This is a genomic window from Leisingera sp. ANG-M6, assembly GCF_000813905.1.
GTDB lineage: Bacteria > Pseudomonadota > Alphaproteobacteria > Rhodobacterales > Rhodobacteraceae > Leisingera.
In genome coordinates this window covers 58,762-82,418 of the sequence record NZ_JWLG01000010.1, presented here as the reverse complement: position 1 = coordinate 82,418, position 23,657 = coordinate 58,762, and the positions used below count along the sequence as shown (strand labels likewise).

General features: G+C 63.7%; 27 protein-coding genes. 7 read left to right on the top strand and 20 right to left on the bottom strand.

Going from position 1 to position 23,657, the window contains the following annotated elements:
• Window positions 1–64 precede the first annotated feature (64 nt).
• The 7 genes from RA24_RS08305 to RA24_RS08275 are packed head-to-tail and all read right to left on the bottom strand — an operon-like array spanning window position 65 to window position 5,467.
• The gene (locus tag RA24_RS08305; RefSeq protein WP_039147096.1) at window positions 65–961 is read right to left on the bottom strand and encodes a lysophospholipid acyltransferase family protein; all 897 of its coding nucleotides are present in this window, start codon (window positions 959–961) and stop codon (window positions 65–67) included.
• A gap of 33 nt (window positions 962–994) precedes the next feature.
• Window positions 995–1,264: an HPr family phosphocarrier protein gene (locus tag RA24_RS08300; RefSeq protein WP_019296580.1), complete on the bottom strand. Its 270-nt coding sequence runs from the start codon at window positions 1,262–1,264 to the stop codon at window positions 995–997.
• Window positions 1,265–1,672 (bottom strand): PTS sugar transporter subunit IIA, encoded by a 408-nt coding sequence (locus RA24_RS08295; RefSeq protein ID WP_019296581.1) that lies wholly within the window; start codon window positions 1,670–1,672, stop codon window positions 1,265–1,267.
• Window positions 1,673–1,681: 9 nt separating this feature from the next.
• Window positions 1,682–2,560 (bottom strand): RNase adapter RapZ, encoded by an 879-nt coding sequence (gene rapZ / locus RA24_RS08290; RefSeq protein WP_019296582.1) that lies wholly within the window; start codon window positions 2,558–2,560, stop codon window positions 1,682–1,684.
• Complete coding sequence (locus RA24_RS08285; RefSeq protein WP_019296583.1) at window positions 2,553–2,990, bottom strand: HPr kinase/phosphorylase; 438 nt, start codon at window positions 2,988–2,990, stop codon at window positions 2,553–2,555. Before RA24_RS08285 ends, rapZ begins: the two co-directional genes overlap by 8 nt.
• Window positions 2,991–3,005: 15 nt before the next feature.
• Window positions 3,006–4,712 carry a sensor histidine kinase gene (locus tag RA24_RS08280; protein ID WP_019296584.1) on the bottom strand — a complete coding sequence of 569 codons (1,707 nt, stop codon included), beginning with the start codon at window positions 4,710–4,712 and terminating at the stop codon, window positions 3,006–3,008.
• A 50-nt stretch (window positions 4,713–4,762) separates the two neighbouring features.
• The gene (locus RA24_RS08275) at window positions 4,763–5,467 is read right to left on the bottom strand and encodes a response regulator transcription factor (protein ID WP_019296585.1); all 705 of its coding nucleotides are present in this window, start codon (window positions 5,465–5,467) and stop codon (window positions 4,763–4,765) included.
• 341 nt (window positions 5,468–5,808) lie between these two features.
• On the opposite strand from RA24_RS08275, the gene RA24_RS08270 reads away from it, so the two are divergent.
• Entirely contained in the window at window positions 5,809–7,407 is a 1,599-nt protein-coding gene (locus RA24_RS08270; RefSeq protein ID WP_039190939.1) for a phosphoenolpyruvate carboxykinase, read from the top strand.
• A gap of 174 nt (window positions 7,408–7,581) precedes the next feature.
• Window positions 7,582–8,265 (top strand): methyl-accepting chemotaxis protein, encoded by a 684-nt coding sequence (locus tag RA24_RS08265; protein WP_052269561.1) that lies wholly within the window; start codon window positions 7,582–7,584, stop codon window positions 8,263–8,265.
• On the opposite strand, the gene dgt is transcribed toward RA24_RS08265, so the two are convergent.
• From dgt to RA24_RS08250, 3 genes are all read right to left on the bottom strand, one after another.
• Window positions 8,262–9,617 (bottom strand): dGTP triphosphohydrolase, encoded by a 1,356-nt coding sequence (gene dgt, locus RA24_RS08260; RefSeq protein ID WP_193747117.1) that lies wholly within the window; start codon window positions 9,615–9,617, stop codon window positions 8,262–8,264. The two genes, RA24_RS08265 and dgt, sit on opposite strands and share 4 nt — an antisense overlap.
• A 63-nt stretch (window positions 9,618–9,680) precedes the next feature.
• The gene (locus tag RA24_RS08255; RefSeq protein WP_039190955.1) at window positions 9,681–10,577 is read right to left on the bottom strand and encodes a cation diffusion facilitator family transporter; all 897 of its coding nucleotides are present in this window, start codon (window positions 10,575–10,577) and stop codon (window positions 9,681–9,683) included.
• Window positions 10,578–10,594: 17 nt separating this feature from the next.
• A complete protein-coding gene (locus RA24_RS08250) occupies window positions 10,595–11,362 on the bottom strand; it encodes a sulfite exporter TauE/SafE family protein (protein WP_039190938.1) in 768 nt (255 codons plus the stop codon).
• A 145-nt stretch (window positions 11,363–11,507) separates the two neighbouring features.
• Between RA24_RS08250 and RA24_RS08245 the strand changes: the two genes are divergently transcribed.
• The 3 genes from RA24_RS08245 to RA24_RS08235 all read left to right on the top strand — a co-directional run bounded on the left by RA24_RS08245 (window position 11,508) and on the right by RA24_RS08235 (window position 14,562).
• Window positions 11,508–13,193, top strand: coding sequence for an acyl-CoA dehydrogenase family protein (locus RA24_RS08245; protein ID WP_039190936.1), 1,686 nt, complete (start codon window positions 11,508–11,510; stop codon window positions 13,191–13,193).
• Window positions 13,194–13,372: 179 nt separating this feature from the next.
• The gene (locus RA24_RS08240; RefSeq protein WP_039190935.1) at window positions 13,373–14,056 is read left to right on the top strand and encodes an SGNH/GDSL hydrolase family protein; all 684 of its coding nucleotides are present in this window, start codon (window positions 13,373–13,375) and stop codon (window positions 14,054–14,056) included.
• A gap of 113 nt (window positions 14,057–14,169) precedes the next feature.
• The gene (locus RA24_RS08235; RefSeq protein ID WP_039147111.1) at window positions 14,170–14,562 is read left to right on the top strand and encodes an META domain-containing protein; all 393 of its coding nucleotides are present in this window, start codon (window positions 14,170–14,172) and stop codon (window positions 14,560–14,562) included.
• On the opposite strand, the gene recO is transcribed toward RA24_RS08235, so the two are convergent.
• The 3 genes from recO to era form a co-directional block, all read right to left on the bottom strand.
• Window positions 14,546–15,271, bottom strand: coding sequence for a DNA repair protein RecO (recO, locus tag RA24_RS08230; RefSeq protein WP_039190933.1), 726 nt, complete (start codon window positions 15,269–15,271; stop codon window positions 14,546–14,548). The genes RA24_RS08235 and recO overlap by 17 nt on opposite strands.
• Before the next feature lie 69 nt (window positions 15,272–15,340).
• A complete protein-coding gene (locus RA24_RS08225; protein WP_039171487.1) occupies window positions 15,341–15,670 on the bottom strand; it encodes a DUF1491 family protein in 330 nt (109 codons plus the stop codon).
• Between the two features lie 88 nt (window positions 15,671–15,758).
• Window positions 15,759–16,664: a GTPase Era gene (era, locus tag RA24_RS08220; protein WP_019296596.1), complete on the bottom strand. Its 906-nt coding sequence runs from the start codon at window positions 16,662–16,664 to the stop codon at window positions 15,759–15,761.
• A gap of 203 nt (window positions 16,665–16,867) precedes the next feature.
• On the opposite strand from era, the gene RA24_RS08215 reads away from it, so the two are divergent.
• Complete coding sequence (locus RA24_RS08215; RefSeq protein ID WP_039190932.1) at window positions 16,868–18,250, top strand: multicopper oxidase family protein; 1,383 nt, start codon at window positions 16,868–16,870, stop codon at window positions 18,248–18,250.
• Window positions 18,251–18,254: 4 nt separating this feature from the next.
• Here RA24_RS08215 and rnc read toward each other — a convergent pair whose 3' ends face one another.
• The 5 genes from rnc to RA24_RS08190 are packed head-to-tail and all read right to left on the bottom strand — an operon-like array spanning window position 18,255 to window position 21,255.
• Window positions 18,255–18,932, bottom strand: a complete 678-nt coding sequence (rnc, locus tag RA24_RS08210; RefSeq protein ID WP_039190930.1) for a ribonuclease III — start codon at window positions 18,930–18,932, stop codon at window positions 18,255–18,257.
• Window positions 18,929–19,765, bottom strand: a complete 837-nt coding sequence (gene lepB / locus RA24_RS08205) for a signal peptidase I (RefSeq protein WP_039190928.1) — start codon at window positions 19,763–19,765, stop codon at window positions 18,929–18,931. Before lepB ends, rnc begins: the two co-directional genes overlap by 4 nt.
• A 58-nt stretch (window positions 19,766–19,823) precedes the next feature.
• Window positions 19,824–20,255, bottom strand: coding sequence for a holo-ACP synthase (acpS, locus tag RA24_RS08200; protein WP_039190927.1), 432 nt, complete (start codon window positions 20,253–20,255; stop codon window positions 19,824–19,826).
• The gene (locus RA24_RS08195; protein ID WP_152612821.1) at window positions 20,252–20,671 is read right to left on the bottom strand and encodes an ABZJ_00895 family protein; all 420 of its coding nucleotides are present in this window, start codon (window positions 20,669–20,671) and stop codon (window positions 20,252–20,254) included. Before RA24_RS08195 ends, acpS begins: the two co-directional genes overlap by 4 nt.
• Window positions 20,672–20,673: 2 nt before the next feature.
• Window positions 20,674–21,255, bottom strand: coding sequence for a MarR family winged helix-turn-helix transcriptional regulator (locus RA24_RS08190; RefSeq protein ID WP_019296602.1), 582 nt, complete (start codon window positions 21,253–21,255; stop codon window positions 20,674–20,676).
• 89 nt (window positions 21,256–21,344) lie between these two features.
• Here RA24_RS08190 and RA24_RS08185 point away from each other — a divergent pair, with 89 nt between their 5' ends.
• A complete protein-coding gene (locus RA24_RS08185; RefSeq protein WP_039190923.1) occupies window positions 21,345–22,085 on the top strand; it encodes a hypothetical protein in 741 nt (246 codons plus the stop codon).
• A 73-nt stretch (window positions 22,086–22,158) separates the two neighbouring features.
• Here the strand turns inward: RA24_RS08185 and RA24_RS08180 are convergent, their stop codons facing one another.
• Window positions 22,159–22,905 carry a pyridoxine 5'-phosphate synthase gene (locus RA24_RS08180; protein WP_039190921.1) on the bottom strand — a complete coding sequence of 249 codons (747 nt, stop codon included), beginning with the start codon at window positions 22,903–22,905 and terminating at the stop codon, window positions 22,159–22,161.
• Between the two features lie 105 nt (window positions 22,906–23,010).
• The gene (locus RA24_RS08175; protein WP_019296605.1) at window positions 23,011–23,652 is read right to left on the bottom strand and encodes a DUF2062 domain-containing protein; all 642 of its coding nucleotides are present in this window, start codon (window positions 23,650–23,652) and stop codon (window positions 23,011–23,013) included.
• Window positions 23,653–23,657: the final 5 nt, after the last annotated feature.

The following is a 23,657-nucleotide window of genomic DNA, read 5'->3' as shown; positions in this document are numbered from 1 at the left end:
GGCACAAACAAAGAAGCGCCCCGCGGGGCGCTTTTTCGTTTCAGGCCGTATGGAGAGCGCAGGCTCAGCCCTGCTTGCCGAGGTTCAGCGTGTGCTCGCGCAGCCAGGCCATGAAGCCACGCGGATCGGTTTGCAGCTGTTCCATCTGCTCATCGGTCAGCGGTTTGCCGACCACCGGCGCCTGCGGCTTGTTGCAGGAACGGACGATCTCATGCAGCAAGAGGCCCTGGCGCAGGATCGGGGAGATTTGGCAGGCGATCTGGTACCAGCGCGAGTTCGAGCCGGGATAAAAGATTGGCACCACCCGGGCCCCGGAGCGGCGGATCAGCTGGGCAGTAAAGACGTTCCATTCACGTTCAACCGCGGGGCCGAACCAGCTGTCGGACGACATCACAACGCCGGAGGGGAACAGTGCCACGGCCCCGCCCTCCTTGAGGAAGGCCATGGTCTTGGCGCGCATGTCGACCATCTTGCGCTGCGCTTCGGGGTCATGCGGGAAGGGCACCGGGATCATGAAGGAGGTTGCGGCCTCGTCCAGGCCGGTCAGCACCGAGCGGGTCAGGATACGGTAGTCGAGGCGGCGGCGGCCGATCAGGTCGGCAAAGATCATGCCGTCGACCATGCCGTGCGGATGGTTGGCGACAATCACCACCGGGCCGTCGGCGGGGATATTGTCAATCTGCTCCTGCGGGGTCTGCAGGTCGATGCCCATGGTGTTGAGCGCACCGCGCCAGAACTTCTGGCCACGGTATTCGGCGTTGTTCTTCTCGAACTTGTTGACCATGCGCAGGATCGTCAGCTTGCCGGTCAGCCATTCGATGGTCTTGATCGCAAGTGAGGTCCAGCGGTCGTCAAAGGAGTTGGCATAGGTCAGCGTGCGGCGGTCATAGACCTCGCCCGTTGTCTGCTCAGCGGTGTCCGGCGCGATGCCGGTATTCCTGTCTTGTGCGGTATCCGCCAATGTGCCTTTTCCCGTCCCGTCGCCGGCGCGGGCCTAGTAGCCCTCGCCGAACTTGTCGGCCACCAGAGCCTCCAGCGCATGCGCCAGCGCGTCAGCATCAGGCCCCGAAGTCTCGACGTCAATAGTCGTTCCTTTCGAGGCTGCCAACATCAAAAGCCCCATAATACTGTCGCCTGAGGCCGACATTCCGTCCTTCAGCACCTCTGCCGTGGCGTCAAACGCTTCGACCACCTCCACCAGCTTGGCAGAGGCGCGGGCGTGCAGCCCCTTTTCGTTGATGATTTTCAGCGTCTTCAGAGCCATTTAATGTGCCTGCTCCCCGTCAGGGTTTACGTTCTGGGCGTTGATATACTTGCGCCCGGCCTCCATTGCCTGCCGCACTGCATCGGCAACCGGCAGGTGGCGGGATTTTGCCAGTTTGATCAGCATCGGCAGGTTGGCGCCATAAAGAATGCGGCGGTCCGCGGGCGCGCAGGCCTTGAGGCTGAGGTTGGAGGGCGAACCGCCGAAGAGGTCCACCACCACAACCACGCCGCCGCCGCTGTCGACCTTATCGGCTGCAGCGGCGATTTCCTTCTGCTTGGCACTGCGGTCGTCTTCAGGGCCGATGCCAATGGCCACAAGGCTGGGCTGCGGACCCACAACGTGTTCCACTGCGGCAAGGTATTCCTTTGCCAGTCCGCCATGCGCTACGATCACAATCCCGATCAACCCGGCCTCTCACTTCTTTTGCTGGCCTTGCAGCTCGCGGTGTCTAATTGACACTTGCAAGCCGTCCTCCGCAAGGGCCTTGGCCAGGGTTTCCGCCATTGTCACCGATCTGTGCTGGCCGCCGGTGCAGCCGAAGGCGATGGAAAAATGCGATTTCCCCTCATCCCGGTAGGCTGGCAGCAGCAGCCGGGTCAGGTCCAGCACCCGGTCAAAGAACGGCTGGAACCGGTCGTCGGCACGGACATAGTCCTGCACCGCCGGATCCTGGCCGTTCAGCGCACGCAGGCCCGGGTCCCAATAGGGGTTGGCCAGGAAGCGGCAGTCGAACACCATGTCGATCCCGTGCGGCATGCCGCGCTTGTAGGAGAAGCTTTGCACCGACAGCGCCAGGGTGCGGCCGCCGGGGGCGAACCAGCGCTCGATCTCCGCCTTCAGCTGGTGGACGTTCATGCCCGAGGTTTCCAGCAAGATGTCGGCCCGGTCGCGGATCGGTCCCATCAGGTCCAGCTCGCGGCGCACGCCCTCGCCCGGGGATTCTGCCGGTGCCAGCGGGTGGCGGCGGCGGGTTTCCGAGTAGCGGCGCAACAGCACATCGGGCTGGGCGTCGAGGTAGAGCACGGTCAAGTCCAGCTCGCGGCGGCCCGACAGCATGTCGATCACATCCAGCAGCGCGCGCGGCGAGAAGTCCCGGTTGCGGCTGTCCAGCCCCAGCGCCATCGGGCGCGGCGCTGCGGCGGCATCAAACAGACCGGGCAGCAGGCGCAGCGGCAGGTTGTCAATTGCCTCGAAGCCAAGATCCTCCAGCACGTTGATCGCGGTGGTCCGGCCCGCGCCGGAGGGGCCGGTGACCAGAACCGCCGGGACTGCCTGTTTTTTCTGTTCAGGCATCCGGGTCCAGCGCCCCGCATCTGAGGTATTGCATCAGGGCCGGGGCGAAATGGGCGCCGTCCACGCGTTTGACCCGGACAATCTCCTGCCCCAAGAGCTGGGTGGTGTGGCGCACCGGCAGGCGTTCGGTCTCTGCCTCGTCGAGATCGACCAGCGCCGTCACCGGCACCGGGCTGCGGATCTGCGCCTGCAGAAGGCCCATATAACGCGCCTCGATCAAACCGCGGATCGGTTCCGGCGCGCTGGCGACCAGTTCCCCGTGCAGGAGCTGCACCAGCACCCGGTCATCCGCCACCAGCTGGGCGCCGAAGGCCATCAGCTGCAGCGCCAGCGCGGATTTTCCCTGGCCGGAGGTGCCGGTGATCAAAAGCCCCTGTCCCTCCAGCGCGACGCAGGAGGCATGCAGGATGAGGCTTTGTGTTTCAGACATGGGCTTGAACCGGGATCAGACAGGCAAGCCTACCACAAAACGCGCGCCGAGTGGCTCGGAAGTGACATCGGCCTCGGTCGGGCGGATGTTTTCGGCCCAGATCACCCCGCCATGCGCCTCGACAATCTGCTTGGAGATCGCCAGGCCAAGGCCGGAGTTATTGCCGAAATGCTCCACCGGGCGCTGCGAATAGAAGCGTTTGAAGATCTTGGAGAGCGCCTGGTCGGGGATGCCTGGGCCGGTGTCTTCTACCACGATCAGCACCCGGTTGGCGCGGCGGCGCGCCCAGACGCGGATGGCGTCGCCCTCCTCGCAGAAGGAAATCGCATTGGTGATCAGGTTCACGAAAACTTGCGCCAGGCGCGCCTCCAGCCCCTGCAGCTGAATCGGCTGTGCGGGCAGATCGGTGATGTAGTCGATGCCCTTGGCGCGGGCATCCTCGCCCAGGTACTGGTTCAGGTTGCCCAGCATGGACAGGAGGTTGAACTCTTCCTCCTCCTCCTTGACCAGTTCGGCGTCCAGCCGCGAGGCGTTGGAGATGTCGCTGACCAGCCGGTCGAGGCGGCGCACATCGTGTTCGATCACGTCCATCAGCTTTTCGCGCTGGTCATCGCGGCGGACCATCCGCAGGGTGCCAACCGCGGATTGCAGGCTGGCGAGCGGGTTCTTGATCTCATGCGCCACGTCCGCGGCGAACTGCTCATTGCTGTCGATGCGGGAATAAAGCGCCTTGACCATCCCGCGCAGGGCACGGCTGAGGCGGCCAATCTCGTCAGGGCGGGCGGACAGGTCAGGGATGCGGATCCGGCCCGGGTTGGATTTACGGCTGCCGCGGTCGCGGCCCAGTTCCGCCGCCTCGGCCAGATCGGCCAAGGGGTTGGCGATGGTCGAAGCCAGCACCAGGCTGAGGCCGACGGAAACCAGAAGCGCCACCACAAACATCTGCAGAACCCGTTCCTGCTCGCCGCGAACGAGCGCGTCTACCTCGCCGGTGGGCGAGGTCAGCGCGATCACCCCGACGGCGGTGCCGTTGTGCATGATCGGGGTAGCCGCGGAGATCACCCGGCTGCCGCTGGTGTCCACCACGGTTTCAACCCCGGTGCCGCGATTCATCGCACGGTCCACAAGGCCGCTGAGCCGTTCCTCCAGCGTCGGGCCAGAAGCCGCATTGGGTGTTTCATCGCCTTCCGTCAATCCCCAGAGCACAGAGAGCGCGTCGCTGATCAGGGTGCGGCTGCGGCCGCTGTCGTTCAGCACGTTCAGCGCATCGCTGCGGTCCACACCCTTGATGCTGGAAATCAGGTTGCCGGTGGTGTCGAACACAAAGGCCTCGACCCCGCCGCGCAGGCTGAGGCGAGCCAAGGTATCTTCCACCTGAATGCCATCGCCGGCAGCAAAGCTGACGGCGCCGGCCGCGGGCATCTCAGCCTCGAACACATCGGCGGCCAGCATCGCCTCGGAGACCAGCGCGCCGGCCCGCTGCTGAACCAGGCTCTGGCGGGAAGAGTTCAGGTAGAGGATGCCGGTGACCATGATGGTCAGCGCAATCAGGTTGAAAGTGATGATCCGGCGGGTCAGCGGCGAGCCCTTGAGCGGCAGGAGCCCGCGGCGGGCGCGCTTGACCTGCATCTCGCGCGTGACCGACTGGTCGGGGGTGACCCAGTCTTCCCCCAAAACCACATCGCCGTCCTGCTGGCGTTGCACTATGCTGGTATCGCGCATCCGCGCCACTCCCTTGGCCGGGGGCAAGAAGCCCCGCTTAGATGAGCCGCTTATTCTTCATTGTAACGGTAACCGATTCCATAAAGGGTCTCGATTGCCGCAAAATCCGAATCCGCGCTGCGCATCTTCTTGCGCAGGCGCTTGATGTGGCTGTCGATGGTGCGGTCGTCCACATAGACCTGATCGTCATAGGCCACATCCATCAGCTGGTCGCGGCTTTTGACGAAGCCGGGCCGCTGGGCCAGCGCCTGCAGCAGCAGGAATTCGGTCACTGTCAGCGACACGTCCCTGCCCTTCCAGCTGACCGCGTGGCGCAGCGGGTCCATCCGCAGGTTGCCGCGCTCCATCACCTTGGCCTCGGGCGAGGCGGTGCCTTCGGCGTCGCTGCTGATGGCCTCCTGGCGGCGCAAGAGCGCCCGGATGCGTTCGACCAGCAGGCGCTGCGAAAACGGCTTCTTGACGTAATCGTCAGCCCCCATGCGCAGGCCCAGCACCTCGTCGATCTCATCATCCTTGGAGGTCAGGAAGATCACCGGCATCTGGGATTTCTGGCGCAGCCGCTGCAACAGGTCCATGCCATCCATGCGCGGCATCTTGATGTCCAGCACCGCCATATCCGGCAGTTTCTTGTTGAAGGCGTCCAGCGCCGCCTGCCCGTCATTATATGTTTCGACCTCAAAGCCCTCGGCCTCAAGCGTCATGGAAACCGATGTCAGGATGTTCCTGTCATCGTCAACCAAAGCAATCTTCGACATCGGAATTGCCCCTAATCTGCTCTGTTATGTTTTGTTTTTACCATGTTCATCGCCGTTCTAGTGCCCCGAATCAATCCCATTTGAAGAATCGGGACAATCTTTGGACACAATTGGGGCAAAAATACCTTAGCGTTCACTGAACAGCCGGGCACATGCCGCGGTGCAGAACAATGGTTGCGCTAAACATTGCCTTGATGGCGCTAACTGGTTGAAACCGGCCTGTTCACCCCCCAAAACGCCATGTTAAGACCGCGCCACCGGCAGCGATGCCGTTTCTATTGCCCCAATGGCGCAGCCGCGCAGCCTGCGTGCCGCCCGCGCCGCCACAGGAGAAAAAACGCATGACATCTGGACGGGTTAACCCGCAATTCCGCCTCGAGGATCAGGGCATCGAGGGTCTGGGCAATGTCTATTACAACTTCATGGAGCCTGCGCTGATCGAAGCCGCGCTGAAGCGCGGCGAAGGCACGCTGGGCAATGGCGGCGCCTTCCTGGTCACCACCGGCAAATTCACCGGCCGGTCGCCCAAGGATAAACATGTCGTGAAAACCGACAGCGTGCGCGACACCATCTGGTGGGACAACAACGCCGCGATGAGCGCCGAGGGCTTTGACGCGCTCTACGCCGACATGCTGGAGCACATGAAGGGCAAGGACTACTACGTCCAGGACCTGGTGGGCGGCGCCGATCCGGCACATGCGATCAACGTCCGCATGGTGACCGAGCTGGCCTGGCACAACCTGTTCATCCGCACCATGCTGCGCCGTCCCGACCGCGAAGACCTGGATGATTTCATCGCCGATTTCACCGTCATCAACTGCCCGAGCTTCCAGGCCGACCCCAAGAAGCACGACTGCCGCAGCGAGACCATCATCGCGATGAACTTCGACCGCAAGATGATCCTGATCGGCGGCACCGAATACGCTGGCGAAAACAAGAAATCGGTGTTCACCCTGCTGAACTACCTGCTGCCGGAAAAAGGCATCATGCCGATGCACTGCTCCGCCAACCACGCCAAAGGCAACCCGGTCGACACCGCCGTGTTCTTCGGCCTGTCGGGCACCGGCAAGACCACCCTGTCGGCCGACCCGGACCGCGTCCTGATCGGTGATGACGAGCACGGCTGGGCCGACAACGGCACCTTCAACTTCGAAGGCGGCTGCTATGCCAAAACCATCAACCTGAATGCCGAGGCAGAGCCGGAAATCTACGCCACCACCTCCAAGTTCGGCACCGTGATCGAGAACATGGTGTTCGATCCGGAGACCAAAGAGCTGGATTTCAACGACGACAGCCTGACCGCCAACATGCGTTGCGCCTACCCGCTGCACTACATCTCCAACGCATCGGCCAGCGCCCGCGGCGGCCACCCGAAGAACATCATCATGCTGACCTGCGATGCCTTCGGCGTGCTGCCTCCGATCGCGCGGCTGACCCCGGCGCAGGCGATGTACCACTTCCTGTCCGGCTTCACCTCCAAGGTGGCGGGTACCGAGCGCGGCGTGACCGAGCCGGAGCCGACCTTCTCCACCTGCTTTGGCGCGCCGTTCATGCCGCGCCGCCCGGAAGTGTACGGCAACCTGCTGCGCGAGAAGATCGCCCAGCACGGCGCCACCTGCTGGCTGGTGAACACCGGCTGGACCGGCGGCGCCTATGGCACCGGCAGCCGGATGCCGATCAAGGCGACCCGCGCGCTGCTGACTGCTGCGCTGGACGGTTCGCTGGCGGATGCGGAATTCCGTAAAGACGCGAACTTCGGCTTTGACGTGCCGGTGAACGTGCCGGGCGTGCCGGAGCTGCTGCTGGATCCGCGCCGCACCTGGGACGACAAGGACGCCTATGACACCCAGGCGGCCAAACTGGTGCAGATGTTCTCTGACAACTTCGAGCAGTACCTGCCGTTCATCGACGAGGACGTGAAGGCCGCCGCCATCGGCTGAGGCTTCGCCAATTCCTCTGAGTAAAGAAAACCCCGGCCAAGCGCCGGGGTTTTTCATTTCAGGAAATTAAATTTCACAGAAACCATTTCTTAACTCTTACCACCGCAAATCTTCCGCAATCACAGCTTTGCGGCTGTTTGCTGCAGATTTGCGCCAACCCAGGGAGAGGCCAGAATGGATAAAGAGGCTTTGAGGGTTTTCAATAGCATATTCAGCTCCGGCAGCGCCTTTGTGTACCGCTGTGCCAATGACGAGAATTTCACGATGCAGTTCATGGCCGGGCAGGTCGAGAAGCTGTGCGGCTGCCCGAAATCGGACATACTTGGAAACTCGAAAGTGTCCTATGTCGGCTTGACCCATGCCGATGACATTGACCGTGTCTTTGCCGACGTTGATGCTGCCATAACAGCCGGGGAGAACTGGGACGTTGCCTACCGGCTCCAGCGGCCCGACGGTTCAGCCGCCTGGGTCCGCGAGCGTGGCAACGCAGTCTACGATGACAGCGGAGAGATGGTATTCCTCGAAGGGCTGGTGGTGGATGCCTCAGCCGAAGTCAGCCTGCGCGAGGAGCTGGAAGTCACCCTGCAGAAGACCGAAGCAGACAATGCCGAAATCCTGAAACTGGCGGAAAACATTCTGCGGTCGGTGCAAAAGCTTTCAATTTTGGCGATCAACGCAGGGATCGAGGCAGCGCGGGCAGGTAAGGCCGGCCAGGGTTTTGCCTTTCTGGCGCGTGAGATCAAGGCGCTGGCGGACGAGAACAACGCCTGGGCAAACCGGATCACCGACCAGATGGCAGGCCGCGACAGCGCGGCCCGGGAAAAGATCATGCGCCCGGAGGAAGAGGATCAGGCCTAAAGACTGCCTGTCACCATGTCCCGCACCTTGACTGCGTAGCGGTCGGTCATGCCGGAGACGAAATCCGCCAGCGAATGCATGGCTGTACAGGCATCCTCCACCCCGCGCAGATCCAGGTCGACGGCGCGGATCAGCTGTGCCCAATGGGGATGCTCCTTGGCCAGCACCGCCTGATCCCAGCCGCAGGCAGCCAGATCGGTGTAAAGCCCGCGGAAGTGGCCGAGGACGCGGTGCAGCACCTGGCGGCCTGCGACCTCCAGCTCTGTCTTGCGGCGCGCGGCAAAGATGCGTTCCACCGACAGGCGCTGCAATTCGGCAAAGGCGTCCGCCTTGGATGATGCGCCGATCAGGTCACCGTCGAATTCGCCGCTCATGATGGCGTCGTAATTGTCCAGGAAGGCCTGCACAGCGGCGCTGGTGGCGGCACCGATGGAGAGCGCGCGCAGAAGGGCGACACGCTCGCCCAGCGGCATGGCGGCGTCTTCCTCGCGGTTGCGCTTGCCGGTGATGTCCTCGAGCACAGCAGCCACATCACCCCGGTCCAGATCGCCCACGGCGCCTGCGTCCTCGATATCCATGATGCGGTAGCAGATGTCATCCGCGGCCTCGACGAGGAAAGCGAGCGGGTGGCGGCGGTACCAGCCTGCGCTTTCGCGGATCATGCCGGTGGCGGTGCAGATTTCATCGAGCAGCGCTGTGTCAGCGGCAAAGACGCCGAATTTCTTGAGGCCTGCATAAGGCGCCGGGCCATCGCCGCAAACGGCATCGCGCACCTGGCGGGTACAGGGGTATTTCAGGAAGGCGCCCAGCGTTGCGTAGCTGAGCCGCATGCCGCCCTCGCGCCGGGCCATTTCCAGCCGCCCGGCGATGCGCAGGCCCTGGGCGTTGCCTTCAAAATGGGCAAACTCGGCCTGCTGGGCTGCCGGGACCTCGGCGGCGAGCCCTGCACCTGCCTTGAATTGCGCGGCAAACCAGCCGCCGATGCTGTCCTCGCCGGAGTGGCCAAAGGGCGGGTTGCCGATGTCATGCAGAAGGCAGGCGGATTGCACATGGCCGGCAATGCGCAAGACCTGATCCGGGGTGATGCGGTTTGCTGCCAGCAGGGCCTGCCCAACGCCAGCGCCAAGCGAACGGCCGACGCTGCAGGTCTCCATGCTGTGGATCATCCGGTGGTGCACATGGTCGTGGCTGTAGAGCGGGTGCACCTGGGTTTTCTGCGCCAGCCGCCGGAACGGCTCGGAGAACAGGATGCGGTCATAGTCCTGCAGATAGGCCTCGCGCCCCGGGGCTTCGGGGAAGTCCGGCCGGCACAGCCGCCCCGGGTTCAGCAGCCTGTTCCACTCCATCGCCATGTGCCTGCTCCTTTGCCTGTCTGAGGGCGGTTAAACGGGAGGCGGCGGGGAAATGCAAACGCTTCAGTGCGGTTCGATGCCGGCGGGCTCCAGCTTGTGCTCCGGCTCCACGTGAATCACCACCTGCGCCTCCGGCAGGGCATCTTTCAAGGCGATCTCAATCATGTCGCAGATGCCGTGGGACGCCCGCACCGTCATGGCGCCGTCCACCACCATATGAAACTCAATAAACAGCGCACGGCCGGCCCGGCGGGTCTTGAGGCCATGCACCTGCAGCGCGCCTGCTGCCATGCGCTGGATGACCTCTTCGATTTTCTGGCGTTCCTCCGCCGGGGCGGCGGTGTCCATCAGGCCGTTCACGGAGGCTGCGATCACCAGCCAGCCCTCGCGCAGGATGTTGACGCCGACCAGCAGCGCCAGCAGCGGGTCGAGCACCGCCCAGCCGGTGACAAGTGCCAGAACCAGCCCAGCCAGCACCCCGGCAGAGGTCCAGACATCGCTCATCAGGTGGCGCCCGCCAGCCGACAGCGCCGGGGACTTCAACCGTGTGCCCGCGCGCAGCAGCACCCGCGCCCAAGCAAGGTTCACCAGCATCGCCAGCGCGTTCACCAACATGCCGGCAGCGCCCCAGGCGGGATCGCCTGCGCGGGTCAGCGCGCTGATGGCTTCGTGCAGGATCACCAGGGCAGCGATCACGATCAGGATGCCCTCGATCACCGCCGAGAAATACTCGGCCTTGTGGTGGCCGTAGGGGTGGCCCGCGTCCGGCGGCCGCTGGGCATAGCGCACCGCGAACCAGGCCATCACCGCGCCGCCGATGTTCACCAGCGATTCCAGCGCATCCGACAGCAGCGCCACGGAACCGGTCATCCGCCAGGCGGCGACCTTGAGCGCCATCACTGCCAAAGCGATGAGGATGGAGCCGGTTGCCAGTTGTTCTGCACTGAGCCGTTGCTGCATGCTGCCCTGCCCGCCCATTACATCAGAACGCCGCGGCGCAGCAGGTTCAGGCCTGCGATCAGCAGCACCACCAGCGTTGCGCGGCGGAACAGCACCTGGTCGATGCGGTCATGCAGCTGCCCGCCGATCCACATGCCCGCCACTGCCGGCACGATCAGCACCAGCGAAAAGGGCGCGGTCTCAGTCCGGATCACGCCGGAGCCAATGTGGGCCACCAGCAGCGCCACCGCGCCCAGGCCGTAGATCACCCCCTGCACCCGGATCTGTTCTGTCTTTTCGGTATTCAGGGCGGTCAGGTAAGCCACCGTCGGCGGCCCCCAGACACCGGACACACCGCCGATCAGCCCCGCAATGCCACCGACCACAGCCTCGCTGCGGCGGGAAGGATTGGCGATGGTGAATGTCTTGCCCATCAGCTGGATGCAGGCAAAGACAGTGACCGGCAGGCCAATAACCAGGAGCAGAGCCTGCTGCGGCAGCAGCCGCACGGACTGGGCGCTGAGCAGCAGGCAGACCAGACCGATCAGCAGGAACACGTGGAACTTGCGGATCGAGGCCATGGCCGCCGCTGGCCCCTGCCGCAGCGCCTGCATGCCGTTAGTTACCAGCGTGGGCAGAATCAGCCCGGCCAGCGCCAGCTCGGGTGCCAGGAACATGCTGAGGCCCGAGATGAAGATCATCGGCATGGCAAAGCCCACCAGGCCTTTGACCGTGCCCGCCAGCAGCGCGATACCAAAGGCCGCTGCCAGTTCAGCCGGGGAAAGAAGCGAAAACAATGCGGTCATGCCTCCGCTCTATCACATCCGCAGCGTGCTGCACGGGCAAAATCAACACGCAAGATTTGATCCAAATGACGCACCCGTGAGTATTTTTGTTGCGCTGCACCTGCAAAATGATTTACCACCGGGCGACCGAAGAAGGATCTGATTCATGGCCCACGACGGACAGGACTTGCATATGAAACCGACTCTCATTCCCGACCTGCTGGCGCTGACCGGCGCAGCGCTGGAACCGCTGGACCAGCTGCTTGAGGCCGCACGGGCCTCCGTCAAGGACATGGTGAGCAGCGACGGCCGTGTCTCCGGCAAGCTGATCGAGGAAAACCAGGTGGCGGCGCATGGTCTGTCCTGGCTTGCTACTTACGTCTACTCGCTGCGGCAGATGCAGAAATGGGCGGAGAAGCTGCAGGGCGAGGGCAAGTTCGGCGAGATGGAGCAGTTGCTGCACCAGATCGGCTTTGGCGAATACCTGTGGCAGGTCTACGGCGGCATCCAAATGAACCAGGGCGAGATCATCCGCTTGCAGGATCTGGGCCTGAGCCAGGACGCCCAGCGTGGGCTGATGGTGCCTGCAGTGATGACGCTGCGCGAGCAGGGCAACAGCCAGGCCGCCCGCAGCCGTCTGGTGGAGCTGATGGAGGAACAGGCTGGTTCCACCATGTTCGGCGCCTCCGGCCTGGAGGAAGAGCTGGAGATGATCCGCGACCAGTTCCGCCGTTATGCGGTGGAGAAGGTCGAGCCGAATGCCCATGATTGGCACCTGAAGGATGAGCTGATCCCGATGGAAGTCATCGAGGAGCTGGCCGAAATGGGTGTCTTCGGGCTGACCATTCCGGAGGAATACGGCGGGTTCGGCCTGTCCAAGGCCTCGATGGTTGTGGTGTCCGAGGAACTGTCGCGCGGCTATATCGGTGTTGGTTCGCTGGGCACCCGGTCCGAGATTGCGGCGGAGCTGATCCTGTGCGGAGGCACCGAGGAGCAGAAGGCCAACTGGCTGCCGAAACTGGCCAGCGCCGAGATTCTGCCGACCGCCGTGTTCACCGAGCCGAACACCGGCTCTGACCTCGGGTCCTTGCGCACCCGCGCGGTGAAGGATGAGAACGGCGATTACAAGATCACCGGCAACAAGACCTGGATCACCCACGCTGCCCGCACCCATGTGATGACGCTGCTGGCGCGCACCGATCCGAACACCACCGATCACCGCGGGCTGTCGATGTTCCTGGCGGAGAAGACCCCGGGCACCGACGAGGCGCCCTTCCCCACCCCCGGCATGACCGGCGGCGAGATCGAGGTGCTGGGCTACCGCGGCATGAAGGAATACGAGCTGGGCTTCGACAATTTCCACGTGAAGCAGGAAAACCTGCTGGGCGGCGAGGAAAACAAGGGCTTCAAGCAACTGATGGAGACGTTTGAATCGGCCCGCATCCAGACCGCGGCCCGCGCCATCGGCGTGGCGCAGTCGGCGCTGGATATTGCCATGCAGTACGCGCAGGAGCGCAAGCAGTTCGGCAAGTCGCTGATCAACTTCCCGCGCGTCTCCGGCAAGCTGGCGATGATGGCGGTGGAGATCATGATCGCCCGGCAGCTGACCTATTTCTCAGCCTGGGAAAAGGACCACGGCCACCGCTGCGACCTGGAGGCCGGGATGGCCAAGCTCCTGGGCGCGCGGGTTGCCTGGGCGGCGGCCGACAATGGCTTGCAGATCCACGGCGGCAACGGTTTTGCGATGGAGTACAAGATCTCCCGCGTGCTGTGCGATGCCCGTATTCTGAACATCTTTGAAGGTGCCGCTGAGATCCAGGCGCAGGTCATCGCCCGCCGCCTGCTGGGCTGACCGCTGTCAGAGACCACCGCAGGGGAGCAATCCCCTTCTTGCCCGGCGCTCGCGCCGGGCTTTTTTCAGGGTGGCTGAGAACCGCAGCTTATGCGGCCCGCCTGCAACCACGGCGCGGAATAAGTCTGTTTCCAATACAGGTTCTTCGATCCTTAACGATTCATGGTTAACAAGAGTGCATGACACTGTTTCGCTGCCTCATTCTGCCCGTTCTGTTTTTGATCTCCGCCTGCGGCGGCGCCGTGCCGGAGGGACAATCCCCCCGTATTCTGGCGATGGGCGATTCGCTTCTGGCCTGGCACAGCCTGGCCGGCAAATCCATTTCGGACACAGTGGCCCGCGAATTGCAGGAACCGGTCGTTGACCGTTCCGTTTCCGCCGCGCGGATCATCTATAAGCTGCCCATTTCCGGCGCTGCTGGGATGAACATCCGCAAGCAGTACACGCCCGGCGAATGGGACTGGGTGATCGTCAACGGCGGCGGCAATGACTTGTGGCTTGGCTGCGGCTGCTTTGCCTGCAACCGCAAAATGGACAAGCTCATTGCCTCTGACGGGCGCAAGGGTGCAATCCCCGGGATGCTGGCAGAACTGCGCGCGTCCGGCGCCAAGGTGATCTATGTCGGCTACCTGCGCAGCCCCGGCGTGGGGTCGATGATCGAACATTGCCGGGATGAGGGCAACGAGCTGGAGGCCCGTATTGAGCGGCTGGCGGCGCTGGATGAGGGGATCTTCTTCCTGTCAAACAAGGACTTGGTGCCTTACGGCGACCGGTCCTACCACGCGCTGGACATGATCCACCCGTCAGTCAAGGCGAGCAGCGAGATCGGCCGCAAGGTGGCCGAGATCATCCGCACGAACTGAGAGAACCCCGGCCCGAACGCGCGGTTTTCCCGCCCGAATGCTTGCACTTGCGACCTTGCGCTGACTGCTGCACCCCTTCAGTGTGGCATCAGAAACTGCCGCCGGAGGTCTAGATGCTGCGTGCTGCCCTGATCGCGTCCCTGCTGCTGCCAACCGCCTGCACCGGAGATGAAAGCCTGTCTGCCTATGGCGCCGCGGGCAAAGAGTGGAAGTTGCAGAGCATTGATGGCAGCGCCTTTGCCGCCGCTGCGACCCTCATCTTTCCGGAGCCGGGCAAGATCGCCGGGCGCGGGCCTTGCAACAATTTCCTGGGCAGCCAGACCGCGCCCTATCCCTGGTTTGAAACCGGGCCGCTGGCGGTGACGCGCATGGCCTGCCCGGAACTGGAGGCAGAGGACGCCTTTCTGAAAGCACTGCAGGAGATGACGCTGGCAGAGGTTTCCGGCGATGTGCTGATCCTCAGCAATGACGCGGGCCGGGAGATGCTGTTCAAAGACGGCGGCTAAGCAGGTCCATGAGCCGGGCGCGCGCCTCCGGCGGTGGGTGATTGCCCAGCGACGGGGCCAGATGCGACTCGAGGAAATGACCTGTGGTGCGCAGGGCATGGAGGATTTCGGCGTCGTTTGCATCGCCCTGCCCCAGCATCACCGGCGGCAGCGGCAGCAGCCGGTCTGCCCAGTCACCGGCCCCTTCACGTGAAACAGCCCGACCCGTTTTCGGCGACACATAGGCCAGCCCGAACCGGCTGCCGGTCACGGCGCAAACCGTGAGGTCGAGGCCAAAGCCCATCTCCTCCAGGAGCGTCATTTCCCAGCGCAGGTAGGCGAGCGGCCAGAGGTCTTCGTTGCCCAGAAGATCCAGCAGCTGTTCACTGCGGGTATAGAGACCGGCGTGCGGTTCGCGCTCTGGCAGACAAAAGGACAGCATCGCCGTCACTGTGTTGAGCCCGGCCAGTGGCAGCCGGCCAGAGAGCGCTGCGGCGGCGCGGCTGCGCAGGGGTTCGGCGTGATAACTGCCCAAATGGTCCTCGAGCCTTGCTCGCCAGGTCACATCCAGCTGTGCACCGGGTTGCAGGATCGGTGCCATCCGGCGGCCGGCCCCGCCGCGCACCACGCCTGCGTGGCGCCCGTGTTCTTCGGTGAAAACGTCGATGATGGCCGAGCTTTCGCCGTGGCGGCGCACCGAAAGCAATATGCCGTGATCACGCCACTCCAAAGCCGGCCCCCCCTGTTCTGCGGTCCGCCCTACCAGAGCGTATTGCCGGACGGGCTGCAAGCGGCGGGGTCATTCCAGGCCGGGTTCGTCCAGCAGGTGGCGGCCCTGGCGGTCCTCGACCTCGATCACCCAGAGGTCAGGGTCAAAGCTCCGCTGCCGGTTTATTGAAGCATCGACGTCCGGCTCCGCCCCCTCGGCCAGCGCATCCCATTTGCGGTCGCCGCTCATCAGGTCATAGGTGCGGTGAAAGGCGCGGGCCTGGCCGTCCAGCGTGTTGAGCTTGACCAGCACTGCGCCCGCAGTGTCGTCGCCATGGGAGGTGATGAAGGCCGGAATATCCTGGAACCGAAGGCGGGCCAGATAGGCGTCGACCCAGAAGCGGGCGGTGAGGCGGGTCATGCCGCACCCCCGCCTGCGTCAGCGCTCAAGGAGCCTGCGGGAGCCTCCGGCGGGAGTATTTTCACAAAGGTGAAAAGCACGGGGCGCTTCAATTGCCGTCCTTGAAGTCGAGGCCCATTTCGGAATAGCGCTCAGCCTCTTCCAGCCAGTTCGGGCGCACCTTCACCTGCAGAAACAAATGCACCTTGCGGCCCAGGAATTCCTCCAGCTCGGCACGGGCGGCCTGGGAGACGGACTTGATGGTCTCGCCGCGCTTGCCCAGCACGATGCCCTTGTGGCCGTCGCGGACCACATAGATCATCTGGTCGACGCGGGCAGAGCCGTCCTTGCGCTCTTCCCATTTTTCGGTCTCAACCGTCAGCTGGTAGGGCAGCTCCTGATGCAGGCGCAGCGTCAGCTTCTCGCGGGTCATTTCCGCCGCGATCATCCGCATTGGCAGGTCGGCGATCTGATCCTCGGGGTAGAGCCAGGGGCTTTCCGGCAGCTTGCCCGCCAGCCACTGGCGCAGATCGTCGACGCCATGGCCGCGCTCTGCCGAGATCATAAAGGTTTCGGCAAATGTGTAGCGGCTGTTCAGGTCCTGGGTGAGGCCCAGCAGTTTTTCGGCCGGCACCTTGTCGATCTTGTTGATTGCCAGCGCCACGGTGCGGCCCTCGCCGATTTCGGCAAGGCCTTCGAGGATGGTCTCAACCCCTTCGGTGATGCCGCGGTGGGCCTCAACCATCAGCACGACGACATCGGCGTCCGCGGCACCGCCCCAGGCGGCGGCAACCATGGCGCGGTCCAGGCGGCGGCGGGGTTTGAACAGGCCGGGCGTGTCGACAAACACCAGCTGCGCGTCGCCCTCCATCGCCACGCCGCGGATACGGGCGCGGGTGGTCTGCACCTTGTGAGTCACGATCGAGACCTTGGCCCCGACCATGCGGTTCAGAAGGGTGGATTTGCCCGCGTTGGGCTCTCCGATCAGGGCAACGAATCCGGCGCGTGTGGTCATCAATACACATCCTGTTTGCAGAGCCGATCCCCTACAGGATTTTACCCACAGGGGCCAGAGGCGTTTTGAAACCGGGTTTCAGGCACAATCTCACAGGCTTGCCCTATGTCAAAGACCTGTGGCAGATCCCGTGTGAAAACCGCAGCGCCAAGCCAATTCGACAGCCAGGCCTTTCTTCGAGAGCACACAAGGGGGCCAGCCTGATGAACCGCCGGGATTTTCTGATTAGGACTGCTGCATCTGCCGGGGCGCTTGGCGCAGGCAGCTGGGGTTTGGCGGGTACCGGCGGGGCGCAGCGGCTGACCATCCAGCCCGCCAGTTTCGCTTTCCGTGAAACACCGACCGAAGGGCTGGTGAGCCTGTCGCCGGACGCGCCGCCGCCGGTTCTGTTTGGCACACAGGGCAAGCCCATGCATCTGCGGGTGGAGAATGGCACCGAAGACTACACCGCAATGCACTGGCACGGGTTGCGGATTGCCAACGCGATGGACGGGGTGCCGTACCTGACCCAGATGCCGATCGCAGGTGGCGAAAGCTTTGACTACACGTTCACGCCGCCGGATGCCGGCACCTACTGGTATCACCCGCATTGCATGACCATGGCGCAGATGGCGCATGGGCTGACCGGAGTGATGGTGATCCGCGAAACGGAGGAGCCCGGGTTCGACGCCGATCAGGTAGTTAACCTGCGGGACTTCCGGCTGGATGATGCGGGCGCGTTCCTGCCCTATTACACTGCACGCGGCGCGGCCCGCGGCGGGACGCACGGCAATGTGCTGACTGCAAACTGGCTGCAGGCGCCGGTTTATGATCACCCTGCGGGCGGCTTGGTTCGGCTGCGGGTGGTGAACACCGACACTACGCGAATCTACAAGCTGCACCTCAGCACCGCTCAGGCGCGGATAATTGCCTGGGACGGGCATCCGGTGGCGGTTGAACTGCCCCTGCCCTCAGCTGAGGAGCCGTTGCTGGTCGGCCCCGGACAACGGGTGGAATTTGCAGTGCGGATGCCAGCAGACGAGGGGCAGTCGGCGGAGCTGCTTGCAGAACTTCCAGGCCAGCCCACCCGCACCATGGCGCGGCTGCGGTCTGTTGGCGCGGACCTGGCACGGGACTTGCGGGAACTGAAACCGCTGCCTGCCAATCCGGTTGCCCGGCCTGATCTGGCAAAGGCGGAGGTGCATGATTTCGTCTTTGGCTGGACGCCGGAGGGCGGGCCGCCGAATGATGGCTACTGCGGCTCCATGGGCTACAGTTTCTGGTCGATCAACCGCACGCCCTGGGCCGGAGATGCGGCCAAGGGTACTGGGCCGCTGGCCGTGCTGGAACGCGGCAAGAGCTATGTTTTGCGGCTGCGGAATGAATCGCCGAACCTGCATCCGATCCATCTGCACGGGCTGGCGTTTGTTCCGATCCGCTCCAACCTGCGGACACTGCCGCCGCTGGTGACCGATACACTGCTGCTGTTGAAGGATGAGGTGGCCGAGATTGCCCTGGTCGCCGACAATCCCGGCGAATGGGCGTTCCATTGCCATGTGATCGAGCATCAGAAAACCGGTCTGGCCGGTTACATCCGGGTGGTCTGACGGATCAGCCGAGTTGTTCCAGCAGCGCCTTGGCGGCGGCCTGTTCGGCCTGCCGCTTGGAACCTGCGGTGGCCTGCGCCTCGGTGCCGTCTTCAAGACGGGCGGCAATGGTGAAGACCGGTGCGTGGTCGGGGCCGCTGCGGGAGACCTCCACGTAGGTAGGCACCTTCTGTCCGCGGGCCTGCGCCCATTCCTGCAGCGAGGTCTTGGCGTCACGTGCGTCGGTTTCGACCTGGTGGATGCGGCTGCCCCACAGGCGCAGAATCACCTCCGCCGCAGCGTCAAAGCCCGCGTCCTTGTATACCGCGGCAATCACTGCCTCCATCGCGTCGCCCAAGAGCGCCTGCTTGCGGCGCCCGCCGGACATCATCTCGGAGCGGCCCAGTTTCAGCACCGCGCCCAGGTCGATTTCCTTGGCGACATCGGCGCAGGCTTCCTTGCGCACCAGCGCATTGAAGCGCGGCGCCAACTGACCCTCAGTGGCGGTCTTGTCGTGCTCCAAAAGCGCTGTGGCCATCACCAGCCCCAGCACCCGGTCGCCCAGAAACTCCAGCCGCTGGTTGTCCTTGCGGGTAGAGGAGGAGACGGAGGCATGAGTCACGGCACGCTGCAGCAGGTCGGGGCGGGCAAATTTATGCCCGATCCGATCCTCGAACGCGCGCAGTTCCTTGGACAGTTTCACTGGATCCCCTTGAAGAAACGGTCGCTGCGCCAGGTCCAGAAGTAGAGCATGGAACGCCCGGCGGAGGAGAACATGATCCGGTCGGCGCGGCCGATCAGGTTTTCATACGGCACGAACCCAACCCCGCCCGCGGTTTGCGGCAAGCGGCTGTCCGAGGAGTTGTCCCGGTTGTCGCCCATGAAGAAGTAATGGCCTTCGGGCACATGGTAGACACGGGTGTGGTCGACGCCCTGGTTGGTGATGTTGAGCACGGTATGCTCATTGCCGCCGGGCAGGGTTTCGATCTGGCGCGATTTCTTGCAAATGGCACCCTGGCCCACCGGCGCGTTTTCACAGCGTGGCATCGAGCCTTGCGGGCCCTGTTGCTCCATCACTTCTTCGAATTCGCCGGCATCCTGCAGCTTCACCGGCTCGCCGTTGATGAACAGAACGCCGTTCTTCATCTGGATCTTGTCACCCGGCAGGCCGACCAGACGCTTGATGAAGTCGTTGCCGTTCACAGGGTGGCGGAACACCGCGACATCGCCGCGCTCAGGCTCGCTGCCGATCAGGCGGGTGTTGTCGCCGTCCAGGAAGCCGCAGATTTTCTTGGCGTCGATGTTCACCCCGACTGCCGGAAAGCGGAGGCTGGGGCAGGAGGCGTAGGAATATCCATAGGCCATCTTGTTCACGAACAGGAAATCCCCGATCAGCAGGGTTTCCTTCATCGAACCGGACGGAATCCAGAAGGGCTGGAAGAACAGGGTGCGGAAAACACCGGCAATCAGCAGCGCATAGACGACGGTCTTGATCGTCTCGATGATCGAACTGCTGGTCTTTGCTTTGGCCGTCATCAGGCTCTCCGGTTTGGTAACAGGGTCCGGGGCTACATGCGGGCCTGAGGGGGGCAAGTCAAGTTCCGGCGGATGATTCCGCCGGGTTCGCCGGGATCGGGCGTGCTTCGATCAGCACAAAGGCCTGCGCCCAGGGGTGATCATCGGTCAGTGTCACGTGAATCACCGCTTCATGGCCGGGCGGCGTCATCTGTTGCAGCCGTTCGGCGGCCCAGCCGGTCACATGCATCACCGGCTGGCCGGTCCGCAGATTACTGACCGCCATGTCCTTCCAGGCAATGCCCATGCGCAGGCCAGTGCCCAGTGCTTTGGAACAGGCCTCCTTGGCGGCCCAGCGTTTGGCATAGGTGCCGGCCACATCGCGGCGGCGCTCGGCCTTGCGCTGCTCCACCTCGGTGAAAACACGGTTGCGGAAACGGTCGCCGAACCGGTCCAGCGTGCGTTGAATGCGTTCGATATTGGCGAGGTCGGTTCCGATGCCCAGGATCATTCTTCCAGCCGTTTCAGACCCAGTTTGATGCCATGGCCCAGGAACAGCCGGTTGACCATCAGGATGACCGCCAGCAGCAGCAGGAAGATCCCGGCGAGGAAAACAAACGGAATTGTCTGCCGCGCTTCAGTTACCATCGGACTGTTCCAGTAGAGCGGCAGCTGGATAATGGTCAGCACCGCCACCACCCCAGTCATTGCCGCGGCGCAGAGCCAGGCATCCCTGCCTGGCAGTGGCGCGCGGGTGGCCTGGGCAATGCGCATGCCCTCCACGACCGACGCCACCATCGGCGGCAGCACTGTTGCCAGTCCGGCAGGCATGCCAATACCAAACTGCGCCAGCAGGATACCTGCCAGCAGCATCGCAACAGAAGCCCCCATCCACCAAAGACCGTAACGGACTAGATTGACCTGCATATTCACTCCCCCCCGGCATCACAGCCATCCGGCCGCGCCTTTTCCGTCCTGCCCGGCTCATGCTCCTGGCAGATCTGTGTTGTTTCCTCGTCCCGAAGCGGCACATCCAGCAGCGCGCAATGGGCGCCCTGAGCAGACGCCCGGTGATGCCGGCAGCTGCGGCACAGACCGAAACTGCGCCCGCCGCGGGCCGCGATCATGCCCCTGACCAGCTGCTGCAGCGCATCCCGGACTTCTTCCATCTGGCTGGCTGGCAGGTCCACTTGCGGTGCAGCGTCCAGGGCCCCGGCCACGGCTTGGCCTTGCGGCGTGAGATCATAGCGCCGCGAGCGCCGGTCGCTGCCGCCTGGCCCCTCTTGCGCCAAACCCTTGGCAGCCAGCGACTTCAGCGTCTGGGAGACCGTGCCGCGGGTTGCTGACAGGTAGTCGGCCACCGCCGACGGGGTCCGGGAGAACCGGTTGGCCCGCGCCAGATAATCCAGCGCCGACGCCTGCGCCGGGTTGAGCCCGGCAGCCCGGCGCCCGGTGCCATGCAGGCGCGAGAGCCGGTCGAGGAGGCTGGCGATTTCATGTGCCGCAGTCATGCAAGCTTGATAGCGAGTCAAAATTACCATTGCAATACTTTCGACTCGACACTATCAAATGGCATCGAGTCGACACCAAGGAGGTTGAAATGAAATTCGCATATTATCTGGCGGCGATTGCCGCTCTGGGTGCGGGGCAAGCGGCACAGGCCGGCGGCAGCCACGCTGCAACCCATGCAGAACCGCTGCTGTCGGACGCCAAGGAGGGGATAGCGCCGGACACTGACATCCGCAGCGTTCATGCCAGCCGCACTGGCGGGCATGTCACGTTCCGGATGGAAACCGGGGGAGAGGCCGGCAGCTCCGTGCCACCTGCCACTGGCTCCTTGGGTGGTGCCGGGGTGCAGGCCTATGTCTGGCCGCTGTCGCTGGATCCCTCAGCCGCGGGTTTTGAAGCCGGCAGCGGCACGCTGGCGCTGGTTGCCACCGCGCATCCGGACTTTGACGACACGCCGCTGTTCGACGAAAACGGCGATGGCGATTTGGCCAACGATGGTGCCGGCTGGCACAGCCATTGGGTGGTGCTGACCCCTAACGATGGCTGCGGCGAAGGCATGCTGTCGGTCAAGGACATCCCCGAAGGTGCCACCCCGGCGCTGCCGCCGACCTGGCCGGGACTGCCGCTCTACATCGACAGCCCCGGCTATTCTCCGGTCCTGAACGGCAAAGAAGTCAGCCTGACGGTTCCACTGACAGAAGAGGCGCTGGCATTTGACGGGGTGACGGCCGGGTTGAAGGTCAATGCGAACATCCACGCGCCGCTGTTGTGCGTGACGGATGTGTTCGATATCGCTTCTGGCGACCTGAGCCTGCCCGGCAAGCTGGAATGACCTGATCTGCGGGAGTTAATCTGGCCCGGGGCAGTGATATGCCTTGCCCCGGCCCGTTTCTGGCTGACCGCTGTCAGCCGCGCGCGGCGTCCATCAGGCGGCGCATTTCCTGCACTGCCGGGGTGAGCCCGCGAAAGATCGCCTCGCCGATCAGGAAGTGGCCGATATTCAGCTCGCGCACTTCCGGGAAGGCCGCAACCGGCTGCACGGTGTCATAGGTCAGCCCGTGACCCGCGTGCACTTCCAGTCCCAGCGAATGGGCATAGGCAGACATCTCGCGCAGCGCCTCCAGCTCGCGGTCGCGGTCTTCAAACCGGCTTTCGGCGTGATAGTCGCAATAGGCTCCGGTGTGCAGTTCGATTACCTCCGCGCCGATGCGGTGTGCGGCGTCGATCTGTTTCCGGTCAGCGGCGATGAAAATCGACACGCGGCAGCCGGCATCCCGCAACGGAGCGATGAAATGGGCGAGGCGGTTTTCCTCGCGCGCCACTTCCAGCCCGCCTTCGGTGGTACGCTCCTCGCGCTTTTCCGGCACGATGCAGACTGCGTGCGGTTTGTGGCGCAGGGCGATCTTCTGCATTTCTTCCGTCGCGGCCATCTCAAAGTTCAGCGGTACGCTCAGCGCCTCCATCAGCGCATCAATATCGCTGTCGGTGATATGACGGCGGTCTTCACGCAGATGTGCAGTGATGCCGTCTGCGCCGGCATCTTCGGCCAGCTTTGCGGCGCGGACCGGATCCGGATAGGCGCCGCCGCGGGCATTGCGCACGGTGGCGACGTGGTCGATGTTCACGCCCAGGCGCAGCTGATTGTCTGTCATGAGAGCACTCTCATCTGTCTGAAGTCAAAGCCTTGTCTCAAAGACTAGACAGACAAACTGCAAGAGCAAGCCTGCAGGCAATAATGGTACAATCAGGCAGACGCCTTAAAGCCCGGTGTCGACCTCGGCGCGTTTCTTGATGGCCTCGAACTTGGCCTTGATCTTGGCCCGGCGGCGCTGCTGGTAGACCCGGATCACCGGCAGGCTGAGCACATAGCAGACAGTTGCGCAGATGATGCCCGGGATCACCCCGCCGATCATGTAGGGATAGAACACCTCATTGTAGAACAGGTGCAGCCCTTGCCAGTCGGCAGGGCGGTCCATGAACAGCGCAATCAGGTTGTCCTTCAGATCACCGCCAGCAGCCAGGAACTTGCCCACCAGGGATTTGTCGACTTCCTGGTCAAACTCCGTCCCCAACAGCCAATGCCCGGTCTGCAGCGACGCGACGCCAATCGGCACATAGGTCAGCGGATTGCCAAAGAACGTGGCGCTGAGCGAGGCCAGGATATTGCCGTTCATCATCCGCGCAATGATTGCAGCGACAAAGAAATGCAGGCCGTAGAATGGCGTGAAGGTGGTGAACACCCCCGCCCAGATGCCGCGGGCGATGCGTTCGGGCGAATCGGGCAGGCGCCGGACCCGGTGCTTTACATACAGGAACGCCCGCCCCCAGCCGCCGCGCGGCCAGAGGAAGTCCGCCAGCGCCCGGAGGGGCGGACGTCTGTCCCGGCGCCTGAATACCAAAGCTG